Genomic DNA, 14,462 nt, shown 5'->3' on the forward strand with positions numbered 1-14,462 from the left:
TACAGGAAAAACTCTCAATGAAAACTCACCTCAAAACCAATTCCTCGCCGCACAAGCCAAACCCAAACCCAACCAACAGCAGCACAACTCGCTTTGCTGTGGTGGCATTCTTAACTTTATCTTCAGCCATTGCTTTGCCTAGCTGCGGATCTCCACCGCCCAACGCTACACGCAGCGAAGCTTTACCCAGCTTAGCTTCACCCAGCAGCCGTCAAAACCAAGTTGCCGCATCGGCTCCACCACCCCCACCTGCAGCCCAGTCAGCAGCCGGAGGGTCAAAAACTGCTGCTGTATCAAAAAAAGTAGCAGAAACTCCGGCAACCCGTCCCCAACTGATTAAAAAAGCCGAACTCAGTGTAGTTGTCAAATCTATTGACGCCAGCACTAAATCTGTTACTAAAATTGTCGAAAAACAGCAAGGCGATATCTTGGGTTTCCAAAATCAAAAGCCTCCGGATTCCAGTGTCCGCCAAACGGCGTCTGTGGAGATTCGCGTGCCTCAAGAACGATTAGAAACTACTTTAGAGGCTTTGGCAAAACTCGGAACTGTAGAGAACCGTTCTCTGACGGCTGAGGATGTTACCGAGCAATTAGTTGACAGTGAGGCTAGACTGCGGAACCTCCGCAAATCGGAAGAAATGGTGTTAAAAATTATGGAGCGATCGGGTTCTGTCGGCGATGTTCTCAAAGCTTCTCAAGAGTTGAGCAATATTCGGGAGTCGATCGAACGCATTGACGCGCAGTTAAAAAGTTTGCGAAATCAAGTAGCCTATTCGACTATTAGCTTAACTCTAGAAGCAGCTGTATCGGCTCAACAAACTCCGGAACCTTCTCTAGGTTTGCGGGTGCAGGAAACTTGGGGGAAAGCGACTCATTCTGTGGGTGAATTAACGCTCGGTTTGTTTGGTTTGGGTATTTGGCTGTTGGCTTATAGTCCTTATTTTCTGTTAATTGCGGCTGCGGTTTACGGCTTTAATCGGTTTAAGAAACAGCCTTCTGTTCCGACAACTCCAGAACCGAAACCGCCTCAGTAGTCAGTTGTTAGTTGTCAGTTGTTCGTTGTCAGTTGTCAGTTGTTAGTTATTAGTTGTTATTAGCTTTCCAGTCAACAGTCAACAGTCAACAGTCAACAGTCAACAGTCAACAGTCAACTGACAACTGACTAATCATCAATTTGCCATCCATCTTTGGTATAATCTTCATCCACAATCTTTTTGGGCCGCATCACCAGCACAACTCGCCCCAAAATAGGAATATGTGGGGATTGTTCAAACCAGTACAATTCTAAATTGCCCGCGTTATCGGCGAGGAAATAACTCTCAGGATCCCACTGTCTTTGGGCTCGATCGGCAATAATCAAAACTTCTTCGACTTTGCCTTGCAGGGGTACCGGCAATCTATCGCTCATTTCCAAAACCGCCACCGGATCTTCAGCGTTCAAAATTACCTGCCATCCGGGAATCGCCACCCAAGCTCCGGCTCCGGAAAATTTTACCATTCGGAATGGCTCGATTTCCTCCGGCAAAGGCACTGCCAGCAAATCTGTCGTAGAGAGTGGCAATTTGCCCACAACGGGGACAACTCGGGGCAATTGTTCCTCAGAATCGAGCCGGTAGACAGGCAAGCGGGGCGCTTCCCGTCTGGAAACTACGGTAAAATCGACGAGTAACTGCTCGATTTGCGCCCTAGCGGTTTGGCTGCTAGCTAATTTTAAACCGCGAGCAATTAAGCGCGATCGCTCTTGCAAATCGCTTTTCTGTCTCGCCAATTGCCAGCATTGGTAAGCCATAGCATCGCCGGGAGTGTCTGTGAACCCTTGGGGGAGACTCCCGAAGTGCGAAAACTCCTTGATCGCTTTAGCAACTTGGCGAGCATCGTCAACATCCAAATTGTGGGTTAGCATCAAAGCGGCCGCTCCGGCCCGCTCTACCTGAGAGAGAATCCGAAACTCGTATAAGATATCACTACCTTTGGTCAGGAAGTGCGATCGAACCAACTCTGAAGCCCCAGCATTTACCATGCTCGTGTAGACTTGGGCTGCTACGCTCACTTGATTTTGCTGAATTGGCTCAAAACCTGTTTCTTCAAAAATTCTTTGAGAGTTGTAGCCAGCTTTTAGCAGTGCAGTGCAGGCCTGTCCCCACTCTACCCAAGTGCCTTCTTTTCGGCGGAGCGATCGAATTAACTTTTCGACATCCACAGCATTGGTGGAGGCTGCAGATGCAGAAGGAGATGAATCTTGCGGTGTATCAGTCATAATTGAATCAAAAACCAGCGCTAAGTTATGTGTGATTGGAGACCGCCAAGGCTCGTGTCGCGGCAGAGCGATAGATTGATAGTAAGTGAGTTATGAGACTATTGTTACAGAATAGTTGCTCGCCTAAATTTACAAAGGGGAGTTTATCGTATTGTTATGTATAATGCCATTCCAGAGCTAGATCAAATTAAACGCCAGCTCATGACCCTACACCGACCCAAAAAGCCCAAAATGCTGGTAGTAGACGACGAACCAGACAATCTGGATTTACTCTACCGCACTTTCCGACGAGATTTTAACGTGTTCAAAGCTGAGAGCGGAATTCGCGCCTTGGAAGTCCTCGGCATCGAAGGCGAGGTCGCCGTCATCATTTCCGACCAGCGGATGCCAGAAATGAAGGGAACGGAGTTTCTGAGCAAAACCGTGCCCCAGTTTCCGAATACGGTCAGAATTATTTTGACTGGTTTTACGGACATTGAAGACTTGGTCGATGCCATTAACTCAGGACAGGTTTACAAGTATATCACCAAGCCTTGGGACCCAAACGAATTGAAAATGGTGGTGCAAAAGGCGGCCGAGACTTATGAAGTTCTCAAGCAGCGGACTGAGGAATTGGACCGCGCCCAAAATCAAATACAACTGTTAGCAACAATCATGCAAACGGCTGTGGATTATCCGAGTTTGGAAGCAAGTTTACAGCCAATTGCTACTGCTATAAGCGATAATTTTTTGGCGGATGCTTGCATTTTGCAACTGGTGGAAGGAACTGTTTTAATGCCAGTCCAAGGCAGTCACACCACCAGCCAAACTGTGGAAAATTGGCTGGCAGATGACCCTCTGGCTCGAGAGGCAATCGCCTCTCAAACTATTCAGGGTGCTGTGAATATTGCGAACGACACAGCCCTAGCGAGCGTGCCGCACTATCAAAAATCCGGCATTCAAGCTCACCTGAGCGTCCCGGTGATTCACAAAGGTCGATCGATCGCCCTGATTTCCATCCAGTGGAAACAGCCTTGTTCCCTGCGTCCCGACGAACTCACAACAGTTCACCTCGCCGCTCAAGAAGTTGCTTTGGTATTGACGAGTTTTCAGGGTCATTAGTCCTTAGTCATCAGTCATCAGTCATTAGTCATTAGTCATTAGTCCTTAGTCCTTAGTCATCAGTCCTTAGTCGGCTCTGTGTCTTGAGTCGAAAAGGATAGCCAACCAATGATTAAAGACAAAATATCACCGATAGCTAACAAATAAAAAAGCATTAATGACTGGCGACAGGATGACATGAATGGACGGATTAATTATTAGTTCCGGGTGACAAATCACCAATTACCAATTACTTTACCCAATTACCAATTAGCAATGACAAATGAGTAATGACTAATAATGCCGAACAAATTAAAACTATATTTAATCGAATTGCACCAGTTTACAACCAATTGAACGACTGGTTGAGCTTTGGGCAGCACCGAATTTGGAAGCTTATGGCGGTGAAATGGAGCAGTGCCAGCCCCGGAAATACTTGTTTAGACTTGTGCTGCGGCAGCGGGGATCTAGCTTTGCTGCTGGCAAAACAAGCAGGGCTTACCGGTTGCGTATTTGGAGTAGATTTTTCTGCCGAACAATTAGCCGTTGCGGCCAGGCGCGCGAGACCTTTTCTCACCCCTGCAAGTCCCATTTCTTGGGTAGAAGCTGACGCCCTAGACTTGCCTTTTGCCGACAATTACTTCGACTGCGCCACAATGGGTTACGGGCTGCGCAACGTGACAGACATCCCCCGCAGTCTTCAGGAATTGCACCGCGTACTCAAACCCGGTGCAAAAGCAGCTATTCTCGACCTCCACCGCCCCAGCAATTCCCTAATGCGGAGCTTTCAGCAGTTTTATCTAGACACTCTCGTAGTGCCCATTGCTCAGCAATTTGGCATGACTCAAGAATATGCCTACATTAATCCTAGTTTAGAAAAATTCCCGATCGGGCAGCAGCAAGTGGCGATCGCCAAACAAGCCGGATTTGCCGCCGCCACCCACTATCCTATTGCTGGAGCTATGATGGGAGTATTGGTACTGGCCAAAGGAATTGAAAATTAAAAATGTTTGCAGTCTAAATCCGCTATCTAACAGTAGGGTACACCTAGGAGTGCGCGCACCTTACTAAAAATGCTGGTATTCTCAATCATTACTCTCAGTGTAGGGTGCACGCAGGAGTGTGCGTACCTGACTAAAAATCCTGGCAGTTTAAATCAGCCGTCTAACAGTATGGTGCAATACTCCGTGTGCACCTTACCCTATTTTTAATCCCTTATGAATCCGTCTGACATTTGGCTGTTGGTTGCCCCACCTGTAGTGGGAGGAATTATTGGCTATTTCACTAACGATATAGCTATCAAAATGCTGTTCCGCCCCTATCGAGCTATTTACATCAAAGGGCGGCAGTTGCCTTTCACTCCAGGCTTGATCCCCCGCAATCAAGAGCGCTTGGCAAAGCGAATTTCCGACACAATTATGGGTTCGCTGCTGACGCCAGAGGAGCTGCAAAACTTAGCCCGCCGCCTCCTGCAAACCGAGCGGATGCAGTCGGTGATTCTGTGGCTGTTGCAGTTGGCGCTGGATCAGGTAAAAGCAGACGCAGAGCAAAAAACCGCTAAAATTCTCGCTAACATTCTGCGAGATTTGCTGGGAGAATCTGTGCCGCGAATTCTCAAAGTTTTGGCGCGCCGGGAAGATTTTTTAGAAGCTCAGCTCAATCAAATTTTTGACCAAGTTTTGCTGGAGCTTCAGCTAACAGAATCTCAGTCGGCTCAGCTTGCTGATTGGTTGTTGCAGGTAGTAATACCCCCAGAAGTGCTGCGGCAGGCTTTAATTGACTTTTTGACCGATCGCAATATTTCGATCATTGATGAAGGGTTTCGAGAAAAAACCAGCGGCACTTATTGGGTAGTAGCAAATTTGTTTGGTTTGCGCAACACTTTAACTCGGCTGCGGACTTTTTGTCTCGATGACAGAGAAGCGACAAATCAGCGGTTAGCAGAGTTAACTATTTCTCTGGGAATTCGCGGGCGAATTCAGGAATGGCTGCAAAATTTGTCGATGCAAAATTTACCAGTTTCGACTGTGAGACAGTTGCGAAAAACTATGCGCGACAGTGTTCGCAGCTACGTTCAAGAGCGGGGTACAGACATACTTGACGGGTTGAGCAAATCTATTGACTGGGAAAATATTTCGCGGTTGCTTCTGAAGCGATTGCAAACTTCAGCGGTGATGAGCGCTTCCCTCGGAATTGTCAGCCAAGAACTGGCTTTGGTTTTAGAGCGCTATCTAGAGCGGGATTTAGAAAATATTGTAGCTCAGGCGATCCCGATTTTGAATATTGACCAGGTGATTGTCGATCGAGTAAAAGGTACTTCTCCTGAAGAGTTGGAGTTAGCAATTCAGGGAATTGTCCAAAGCGAGTTGCAGGGAATTGTAAATTTAGGAGGCATTTTGGGTGTTTTTGTCGGCTGTTTGCAGACAGTTGTGGTTTGGATTCAGCGGTGATTTATTTCGACAGCTGTGAGATATTTGTTTTGACACTCCTGGGCCTGAAGGCGTAAGGATTCTTAGATCATAGATCGGACTTAAATTAAGAGCGTTTCCGCACCTAACCCAGAGATCCAGTCTCCCTAAGCGTTTACGATCTCTAGGATCGAAGTTCCGACGTGCCCCGTCGTACCTATCCCGCGATTCAGGATATTAATTGCGGCATTACGATCTCTATCCATCTCGCATCCACATTTACAAATATGGGTTCGGGTGGATAGAGATTTTTTAACGACTTCCCCACAATTACTGCATTCTTGACTGGTGTAAGCAGGGTTCACCGCAATGGTAATCCGACCAAACACTTTTCCAAAATATTCTAAGAACACTCTGAACTGGTGCCAAGAAGCATCGCTAATTGATTTTGCCAAGCAGTGATTTTTAACCATGTTGGACACTCTCAAATCGACCTAAGCCACTACATCGTTTGATGTGATTACGCACCTTGCCAACTTGATAGCATGGTGCAATACGGCTGTCTACTTATTTTGAGATGTCGCTTACCTAAAATCACTCTAGCTTTCTGGCGATTTGACCCACCTTTTACCTTCCTGCTTACAAGACGTTGGGCACGTTTTAGCTGTGCTTCACCTCTACGCAGAAACTTAGGATTGGGAGCTATTTCGCCATTTGAATCAGTGTAAAACTCTTTCAGCCCGACATCCAATCCAACTGTTTTGCCTGTTGTCATTACAACCGTTTCTACTCGATCTACTGACACGCAAAACTGAATATAAAATCCATCTGCACGCTTGACTAACCGCACCCGCTTGATTTGACTCGGAGCGTAAAACCCTAACTCACGAGTGCCTTTCATTTTCACTCGCCCAATTCCGCACTTGTCGGTAAAGCTGATTGATTTTCTATCTTCTGAAAGCTTCCAAGAATTGGTTTTGTACTCAACAGAACGACAATTTTTTTGGAACTTCGGAAACCCGACTTTTTTACCTTTGATTCCTTTTTTGACGTTTTCATTGAAGCGAGAAATACTAGCCCATGCTCTTTCTGCACTAGCTTGTCGAGCCATCGCGCCTAACTTGTTCGCAAAGTCAAATTCTTTAGCCCAAATCGCACAATACTTAGAAAGAGCGAACCATGATTTAGCTCCACCATCAATCCAAAGCCGGATCGATTTGTTGCGAATGAATTGACAAATTCTAATCGCTTCATCGATTGCCTGGAACTGATCAGGTTTTGCGTAAGCCTTGAATTCGAGGGTGAGCATCTTGTTTTCCTTGTGTACGCCTATGATAAAACGTTTATCATAGGAATGGTTGGTTTTATCCAAAAACATGGAGAAAGTCCCCCTAGAAAAGGGAGGCTCTAACCCCATTTTTCTGGTAGTCTAATATTCAATCTCTTCGGCGCACTCAGTACCAAACACCCAGTCTTTCGGCTGTATTTACGCCGTCAGCAAAAATAATTTTGGTAGAAACCGGGTTTTTGTCGCCCAATCCTAATTTACCTATTTCCCAAATCTATGCCAGCCCCAAATTCGGACGATCGCACATATATCCCAAAAAACCCCCGCAACCTCAGCCGCCAACAATACGAGCGTTTAACCGCAGAAATCGCCGCTCCCTACCGGCCTATGCGACAGTTTGTCTACGTAGCTTGCGGCGCTTCCGGCTTTATCGGCGGCTTGGTTTTCCTCGCTAAAATTGCCTCCGGCCGCGAAATTGGTTCGGCTTTGCCCAATTTTGCCCTCCAAGTCGGAGTGGTGGCTCTGATGGTGTTCCTGTTTCGCTGGGAGCAGCGCGCCGAGGGCCGATCCCCGAAGGGGAAGTAACAAAAATTTACAAATCGACACAAAAATCTATCTGAGGCAAAGAAAAGTTAGAAATGTAAAGAAATTATAACGACATCCTGGTTTGCGATCGATCCCTGTAATAATACAAAAGTCGGTTCAATTGGGGTCAGCAAATTTAAAGACCCTAATCATAAACCGCTTGTAATTCGTTCAATTGGGGTCAGCCTTCATAAAGACCCTAAATATATAAAATAAATTTCAGCCCAGCGCCAGCCTTCACTGATAGAAGAGCTGGCGTTCGGCATTTTGCTAGAAGCGGGAGATTTGTAGATGTGTCACAGTCGAATTAGAAAAAGATGTTGGGAGATTTTACTATGAGCCGGTCATTTTTCAAAGGGCGGTGGACGTTATTTTTAGCAGCAGGCGCGGGAATTGTATTTTACAGCAGTGCTGCGGCGGCTGCCGAAAAGGTAGTGCTCAAATACAGTGCGCTCCGACTGACTTTACCAGTCAGCGAATTAGAAATTTTTGCAGAAACTGGGAAAATGTCGCCCGGGTTAGAAATGCTACTGGGAAAAGCAAAGAAAGACCCGGCAGCGGTTCGCAGCAGTCTGACGAGACCGGTCAAAGTCAGTCAAAGCTTTTTGGATCGGACGCTCAACAGTAAGGTTGGGGAAATAATTCTCGATGAAGTGGGTCAGGTAATTCGCACTCCTTCTGGGAATGCAAATCGAGAAGCTTTGCGCGAGGCCTTGGTGCTGTCTGCAACTAATGACAACGAGATTACGCTGCTGGAAGCGATGAAGAATTATCCGACTCCAGAAGTTTACGTTGAGGGCGATCGTTTAGTTGAAGCTTACGGCCAACTTGTAGCTTTGTCAGAACAATTGGGTGGCGTTTCAGAACGGCTGCAAGACATTTTGAACAAGATTCGCCTGCCTAGATTGTAGCGGATTTTGTCAAGGAGAGTTGACTTATGCGATCGCACTTGGGTTGCTGAACCTGCATCAATTACAGGGGAGTCACATTTTATTTGTGCAAAATTTGCCTAATTTTGACACCCGTTTAAAAAAAGAATGCAACCGTAGACAAGCTCCAAACCTGACCGTAATCAGTCATTCCCAAATCTCAAATCTCAAATCCTATAACTTGGCTGTAAAATCTATCTCGGGATAGATGTTACATAGGTGACAAAAACTTTATAAGGAGTACCCGTATTATTACTGAGGAAAAGTATGTGCACCAAAAAATGCGGGCAAGAGCTTGTGTATCCCCCATAAACTAAAATACGATCGGGTGGACATTGCAGATTATCTATCTTAATATAGAGAAACGCTTTCAGAGTCAGGCGCTTGGGGAAAAACGGCTGGTCATTAGTAAGCTCGTGCTATAACAAATGCCATTACGCAACGCATTCCCCAAAACTCTTGACTAAAAAAAGTTGAAAAAAAAAACTGAGAGACTGGATTAATTAACAGCACCTCAAATCCCAATAAAATCTTACTTTTCAGGGGTCTACACTTTCACTCGCTCGACTCTATGTACGGGGTAACACTGGCAATATGAACAACAATCCTATTCGTTCAAAAGACCGTTTTTTGGTTTTCGGTGCTCCGGCGATCGAAGATGCTGAAATTCAAGAAGTGGTGTCAACCATGAAAACAGGTTGGTTGGGTACAGGCCCTAAAGTCATGAGTTTTGAAAATGACTTCAAAGCTTACAAAGGTTCCCAGTACGCGATAGCTGTCAATTCCTGTACAGCGGCACTGCACTTGAGCATCCTCGCTGCTTCGTTAAAACCGGGGGATGAAGTCATTACTACTCCGATGACTTTTTGTGCCACAGTTAATGCGATTATTCACGCAGGCGCAACACCGGTATTGGCGGATGTAGATCCGGTGACCATGAATATTGACCCCGCTCAAGTCGAAGCTAAAATAACTCCAAAAACAAAAGCAATTTTGCCGGTTCATTTTGCCGGTCGTCCCTGTGACATGGATGCGCTTTGCGAGATTGCTCGCCGTCACAACTTGAAGTTAATTGAAGACTGCGCTCACGCGATCGAAACAGAATACAAGGGACGGAAAGCAGGCACATTTGGCGACTTCGGATGCTTCAGCTTTTATGTTACCAAAAATATCACCACGGGCGAAGGAGGAATGATTGTCGTCGACACTCAAGAATACGCCAACAGGCTCAAAATTTTAGCGCTGCACGGTATGGACAAAGATGCTTGGAAGCGCTTCGGAGACTCGGGTTACAAGCACTACCAAGTGGTGGAAGTCGGTTTTAAATACAATATGATGGATCTGCAAGCTGCGATCGGCCTTCATCAAATGAAACGAGTGGCTCCTTATTGGAAGCGGCGGGAGCAGATTTGGCAGCGCTACAACGAAGCATTTGCGGATCTACCGATTACTTTGCCCGCGAACCCCGAACCGGATACAATTCATGCTTATCACCTGTACACCATTCTGGTAGATGAAGACAAAGCAGGAATCAGCCGCGACGAGTTTCTCAACGCTATCAATGCTGAAAATATCGGTGTCGGCGTACATTACATGAGTATGCCGGAACATCCTATCTATCAACAAATGTTTGGATGGCAGCCGGAAGACTATCCGAATGCTAGCTACATCGGACGGCATACAATTAGCTTGCCGATTTCGGCAAAATTAACAGATGCAGATGTGGAAGATGTAATTGCTGGTGTTAAAAAATGTTTGGCGATCGGCAAAACTAAAAATCCAGTTTTAGCAGGAGCAACACCAAGCTAAGGTTTTTAAGCAAGCCGCGATTAAAACAGCTCCTAACTGCTTCCTTTAGCGAAGCAGTTAGGGGTTGTTTCTCATAAATCTCAAATAGCCTGTGCAAGGTAATGATGTTAAGCTTTGTGGGGAAACTTCCCAGGCATTTGGGAGATGAAACCAGTCAATAAACCGCTCTCTAAGGAAGTTATGGCAATCGCGCCCGACGATTAGGACGTTCTTATATCATGTCCGATCGATTGACCATAATATCCCGGCCGGGCGGGTTTTTGAGATTGTCAATTATTGGCAGATATTGGCAGGTTTACCCGCCCCTACCTGATTTCGGGCGAAGCGAAGCGGAGGTAATCGACCGGACATGATATTAATTGCACTCATAAAAATTTGGATAAATAGACTTTCGGAACTAAGTCCTACCCAAAGGTTTCAAGGATATAAAGCTGATGTAAGAGAATTATTAATAGATACTTCATACAAAAAAAAGAGAATTCGAGATATTACTCCGGCTCAAAAAACCAAAAATTACTCAACGGCTAAAAAAAGAATCTTTTGTAGAGCATTTAATTAGATTGGTAAAAATATTTCTAGTGGCCGCAGAAAGATTTCGTTTAAAAACAGATAATTACGAGCCAGTAATTCTGGTAGCCTGTGGATTAATACGATGGCGGATAGGTGCAATAGGTATGTCTCCATAAAAGTTGCTACAAAATGAAAAAAAAAGTAAAAATAATGTCATAAATATTGGTAGTTGTTATTAATGTAGTCTTCAAACCCTTATTTAAGCGTTGGTTTCTTGTCCGAAGCCCTCGTCGATCGGGCTTCGGACAAGAAACCAAGCGGGGAGAAGGTTTGGCAGTTATGGGAGATATTTATTGTAGTATTCAGCAGCCAGCCGTTTTTCAAACAACCACTGTTTGCTTTCAGGGGAATCATCCAGCCAGCGATCGATCAATTCCGCCCATTTGACAGGCAGACGCAACTCATGCCAGGTTGAGTGAGAAGCGACAGAAAGATTGTGGTAAAGCGCTGAATCCGAAATAACTTTTTCGATACATTCTGCTAAAGCCTGAGAGTTCCCCGCCTCAAAAATCATCGAATTAATACCGTGCTTTAAGTGGGTTTTAAACATCGGGTGATCCGAAGCTACTATCGGTGTTCTAGTGCGTAAAGCGTGCTGAATTGTCAGGGGAAAACCTTCGGGATATTCGTGCCGGCTAGTAACTAACACGAGATCGGCTTCTCTCATTAAAGGTTCTAAAGTCTGAGTTGGCACTATTCCCAGAAATTCTACAGAATCTTTAATTTGCAACTGTTCGACTTGCTGGAAAAAAAACTCTTCTTCGCCTTTACCTGCCATTTTTAAGTGAACTGATATATTCCGCTCTCTTAACTTTGCTACGGCTTCTAAGATATCGCCAACTCCCTTGCTTTGTACTAACAAGCCTGCATAAAATAGTTTCAAAGTTTTGATGCCAGCAGAAATTTCTTTCGGCGAAAGAGAACCTGGATTGCTGTCTATCATGAAGTCCCAAGGAATTATTTTATCGGGTTTTACTCCAATTTCGTTGAACAATAAAGATGAAGTTATACCGTAAGTTCCCACCCATTCTATTTGCTTGTTATTAAACAACTTAGCTAGGAAATAGTTGCGGATTTTCTGGCGCCAAGTATTTGTGGCAATAGATTCTGCAAATACGGCGATGGTTCTAATTTTATTTTTAATTGCCCACTTAAAAACGTCGGGAAGAATCGTCCGCATGATTAAGTGAGTCGGATTTTGCTTGGCAATTAACTCGATCAATTTTTGGGAATTAATTGGGTAACTAAATCCGCAAGCGATCGTCCGCACGCCGTTGTCTAGAACCTTCTCGTTAAATTCTTGTGACGTGCAGCAAATAACCGTTACTGATTCGGCCCGTTTTGCCATCTCGGTAACGGCATCAACAGAATATTTTTGAGCGTAGTATGTTTCGCTTCCACCTTTCGCTAAACACTCAAAGACTTCTCCGTAATCGCCGGCATACTGAACTATGACTAAGCGAATTTTCCTCAACTCGGGTTGTAAAGTATTCATAGGATTTGCGGTGCCAAAGATGTGTAATCAGGTTTATGTGGATGGTTTGATGTACTGCCACTCTCGAACTGTTAATTTTATTTGGCTTCAGTCTTATTATAAAGAGTTTCGGCAACAGCCAGGTCAATAGATAGCGGCCGCAGTCGCTTTGTATGGAAGGTGTCAGGCTAATTTTCTCTTGATTTTTTTGATAGTGTGTTGTAAGTAGAATGCGGGAATTAATCCCGACTAAGTAAGGAGAAATACTGTCCCCTGCAATTTGAGACCCGAAGTTGCGATCGACACTTATTGTCGGCACTCACATAGCATATTGGAGGGGATGCCAGCAGAATTGGGCTGTAAAATTCACAAACCGTGACAATATTTGGTTTTAGGGCATTCAGTAAGCCAAAGTTTCTAATGTTTCCCGCAGATATGACCGAACCTGCTGATCGATGGTGGCATTTTGCTGCTGACGCTCAAAATTGAGTTCTAGCTGCCAGCGTTGAAATCCTGAACTTGCGCCGATCGCGGATTTGAGACTGCCCCAGATTTCAGAATCTTCGCACAGCTCGATCGGCTCTGTGGCTTGAGGTTCTTGTGCGAGCGGTAGATAATTCGCCATATTTTTATACCTCTGTTTTAATCCCCTGTAAGGATTGAAAGCTTACCTTGACACTCTCTATTATAGATTCTTCTCTCCAGATAGCCAATATAAAATATCCACAACCTGCGATTAAAATTTAAATATTAAGACTATTAATAATCTCAATCTTAGGAGGGGCACTACCTATTTTTTTCACAGCATACATCGGTACAAATTAAAGTAGCTTAAACTACAATTGTGCCCATTTTAATTTTTTATTTCACTTTTTTTCGCTCGACTGTTCGGGTAGAGATGTAACGCCGTTGGTGTCAGCAGGTTTTGGGTTGACAATACTGTCGGCTGACGAATTCCCTATGCCGGATGCTGGCCCAATTGACTCTGCGGGTGCAGCCACAGCGGCAGTTGTCTCGGCTGCCAAAGCCGGCAAAAGTCGATCGACTTGCCAAGGCGCGATCGTAAAATCCTGCCGAATTTTTTCTAAAACATGAGGCTTTGTCGCTGCAAATTCTGATTCCGGCGTCAGCAAAACCGCCATGACACTAGCAGACACCTGCAAAAACAAATTGCTAGCTAAAAAAGCAGAAGCTGCCAACAACAATCCGGCCCACCGCCAGGAAGGAGGAAAGGGAGCCACCGAAGCCGCGAGGGGAGCGAATCGGTAGAGTTGCCACAAAATTACTGCCAGCTTCACAGCCACAAAAAGAGCGATTCCTTGATTTAACTTAGTTTTAAACCGAGTCAGAATCCGCTGTTGCAAAGAAGTTAAATTCTGCGGTTTCACCGCCACAACTAAAATACTAAAAATGTAAAAAGGGCGGAACCACTGCATCCACAGCACAGGAACAATACCTGCTACAGCCACTAAAAACATTTCTAACCAGACAGGGAGCAGGGGAGAACCCACTGCGAGTCCCAGCAAGCACAGTCCCAGGAAAATCGGCAGTGTAGCCACCCCAGAAAGGTGAATCCACAAAAAAGGCTCTGACAAAAAAGAACGCACTTTAAATAGTTATGAGTTATGAGTTTTGAATTTTGAGTTTTGACAGCCAGAGAGCCACTCTTGACCCAGAAACCCGCTGCGAATAGTACATATCTAGCGATCCCAGCCAACCTGTTGGGAAGAAACTCGGTTGCTTTGCGTAAGTCTTATTTTAGTTTTGAATTTTGAATTTTCAGCAACAGCCAAGACGATTAGGACGTTGTTAATTGCTGAAATCTTTGCTTTTATTGCTTCTTCCTTCTCTCCTAGATAACTAAAAGCTTCTTCCTTCTCTTTTAGATAACTAAAACCTTCTGGCTTCTGCTATAAGTTAAAAACAAAAGTTGCCAGTAATGAGTTTGGGAGTATTGAGTGAAGAGAATACAGCAATCCTAAATGATTATACTCGTTACCAGGCAGAGCCTGGTAACGCATATCCGGAGGCTCTGCCTCCATAGTCTGGGCCGAGGCAGAGC

11 protein-coding genes and 1 pseudogene are annotated in these 14,462 nt (G+C 45.1%); 7 read left to right on the forward strand and 5 right to left on the reverse strand.

Features of this window, described 5'->3' with window-relative positions; all coding sequences use genetic code 11:
* Window positions 1-17: 17 nt before the first annotated feature.
* Window positions 18-1,034, forward strand: a complete 1,017-nt coding sequence (locus ACUVJL_RS20600) for a DUF4349 domain-containing protein (RefSeq protein ID WP_445247535.1) — start codon at window positions 18-20, stop codon at window positions 1,032-1,034.
* Between the two features lie 128 nt (window positions 1,035-1,162).
* Here the strand turns inward: ACUVJL_RS20600 and ACUVJL_RS20605 are convergent, their stop codons facing one another.
* Window positions 1,163-2,257, reverse strand: coding sequence for a RuBisCO accumulation factor 1 (locus tag ACUVJL_RS20605; RefSeq protein WP_445247536.1), 1,095 nt, complete (start codon window positions 2,255-2,257; stop codon window positions 1,163-1,165).
* Window positions 2,258-2,413: 156 nt separating this feature from the next.
* Here ACUVJL_RS20605 and ACUVJL_RS20610 point away from each other — a divergent pair, with 156 nt between their 5' ends.
* The 3 genes from ACUVJL_RS20610 to ACUVJL_RS20620 all read left to right on the forward strand — a co-directional run bounded on the left by ACUVJL_RS20610 (window position 2,414) and on the right by ACUVJL_RS20620 (window position 5,787).
* Window positions 2,414-3,358, forward strand: a complete 945-nt coding sequence (locus tag ACUVJL_RS20610) for a response regulator (RefSeq protein WP_445247537.1) — start codon at window positions 2,414-2,416, stop codon at window positions 3,356-3,358.
* A gap of 269 nt (window positions 3,359-3,627) precedes the next feature.
* Window positions 3,628-4,341, forward strand: coding sequence for a bifunctional demethylmenaquinone methyltransferase/2-methoxy-6-polyprenyl-1,4-benzoquinol methylase UbiE (gene ubiE / locus ACUVJL_RS20615; protein ID WP_445247538.1), 714 nt, complete (start codon window positions 3,628-3,630; stop codon window positions 4,339-4,341).
* A 213-nt stretch (window positions 4,342-4,554) separates the two neighbouring features.
* Entirely contained in the window at window positions 4,555-5,787 is a 1,233-nt protein-coding gene (locus ACUVJL_RS20620; protein WP_445247539.1) for a DUF445 domain-containing protein, read from the forward strand.
* A gap of 125 nt (window positions 5,788-5,912) precedes the next feature.
* Here ACUVJL_RS20620 and ACUVJL_RS20625 read toward each other — a convergent pair.
* Window positions 5,913-7,054 (reverse strand): annotated as a pseudogene (locus tag ACUVJL_RS20625) (RNA-guided endonuclease InsQ/TnpB family protein).
* A 255-nt stretch (window positions 7,055-7,309) separates the two neighbouring features.
* Here ACUVJL_RS20625 and ACUVJL_RS20630 point away from each other — a divergent pair.
* The 3 genes from ACUVJL_RS20630 to ACUVJL_RS20640 all read left to right on the forward strand — a co-directional run bounded on the left by ACUVJL_RS20630 (window position 7,310) and on the right by ACUVJL_RS20640 (window position 10,356).
* Window positions 7,310-7,618, forward strand: a complete 309-nt coding sequence (locus tag ACUVJL_RS20630) for a DUF3493 domain-containing protein (protein WP_445247540.1) — start codon at window positions 7,310-7,312, stop codon at window positions 7,616-7,618.
* Between the two features lie 335 nt (window positions 7,619-7,953).
* The gene (locus ACUVJL_RS20635; RefSeq protein ID WP_445247541.1) at window positions 7,954-8,529 is read left to right on the forward strand and encodes an alpha/beta hydrolase; all 576 of its coding nucleotides are present in this window, start codon (window positions 7,954-7,956) and stop codon (window positions 8,527-8,529) included.
* Between the two features lie 612 nt (window positions 8,530-9,141).
* On the forward strand, window positions 9,142-10,356 hold the full coding sequence (locus tag ACUVJL_RS20640; protein ID WP_445247542.1) for a DegT/DnrJ/EryC1/StrS family aminotransferase: 1,215 nt from the start codon (window positions 9,142-9,144) through the stop codon (window positions 10,354-10,356).
* An 847-nt stretch (window positions 10,357-11,203) separates the two neighbouring features.
* Here ACUVJL_RS20640 and ACUVJL_RS20645 read toward each other — a convergent pair.
* The 3 genes from ACUVJL_RS20645 to ACUVJL_RS20655 all read right to left on the reverse strand — a co-directional run bounded on the left by ACUVJL_RS20645 (window position 11,204) and on the right by ACUVJL_RS20655 (window position 13,995).
* Window positions 11,204-12,421: a glycosyltransferase family 4 protein gene (locus ACUVJL_RS20645; protein WP_445247543.1), complete on the reverse strand. Its 1,218-nt coding sequence runs from the start codon at window positions 12,419-12,421 to the stop codon at window positions 11,204-11,206.
* A 379-nt stretch (window positions 12,422-12,800) separates the two neighbouring features.
* Window positions 12,801-13,025 (reverse strand): hypothetical protein, encoded by a 225-nt coding sequence (locus tag ACUVJL_RS20650; protein ID WP_445247544.1) that lies wholly within the window; start codon window positions 13,023-13,025, stop codon window positions 12,801-12,803.
* 241 nt (window positions 13,026-13,266) lie between these two features.
* A complete protein-coding gene (locus tag ACUVJL_RS20655; RefSeq protein WP_445247545.1) occupies window positions 13,267-13,995 on the reverse strand; it encodes a low-complexity tail membrane protein in 729 nt (242 codons plus the stop codon).
* Window positions 13,996-14,462: the final 467 nt, after the last annotated feature.

Origin of the sequence: Microcoleus sp. OTE_8_concoct_300 (assembly GCF_031383065.1) — a bacterium.
Taxonomy (GTDB): domain Bacteria; phylum Cyanobacteriota; class Cyanobacteriia; order Cyanobacteriales; family Microcoleaceae; genus Microcoleus.

Coding starts and splice junctions, on each gene's coding strand:
- ACUVJL_RS20650 (WP_445247544.1), bottom strand. CDS start 13,025: ATGGCGAATTATCTACCGCTCGCACAAGAACCTCAAGCCACAGAGCCG.
- ACUVJL_RS20630 (WP_445247540.1), top strand. CDS start 7,310: ATGCCAGCCCCAAATTCGGACGATCGCACATATATCCCAAAAAACCCC.
- ACUVJL_RS20620 (WP_445247539.1), top strand. CDS start 4,555: ATGAATCCGTCTGACATTTGGCTGTTGGTTGCCCCACCTGTAGTGGGA.
- ACUVJL_RS20635 (WP_445247541.1), top strand. CDS start 7,954: ATGAGCCGGTCATTTTTCAAAGGGCGGTGGACGTTATTTTTAGCAGCA.
- ACUVJL_RS20640 (WP_445247542.1), top strand. CDS start 9,142: ATGAACAACAATCCTATTCGTTCAAAAGACCGTTTTTTGGTTTTCGGT.
- ubiE (WP_445247538.1), top strand. CDS start 3,628: ATGACTAATAATGCCGAACAAATTAAAACTATATTTAATCGAATTGCA.
- ACUVJL_RS20605 (WP_445247536.1), bottom strand. CDS start 2,257: ATGACTGATACACCGCAAGATTCATCTCCTTCTGCATCTGCAGCCTCC.
- ACUVJL_RS20610 (WP_445247537.1), top strand. CDS start 2,414: ATGTATAATGCCATTCCAGAGCTAGATCAAATTAAACGCCAGCTCATG.
- ACUVJL_RS20600 (WP_445247535.1), top strand. CDS start 18: ATGAAAACTCACCTCAAAACCAATTCCTCGCCGCACAAGCCAAACCCA.
- ACUVJL_RS20645 (WP_445247543.1), bottom strand. CDS start 12,421: ATGAATACTTTACAACCCGAGTTGAGGAAAATTCGCTTAGTCATAGTT.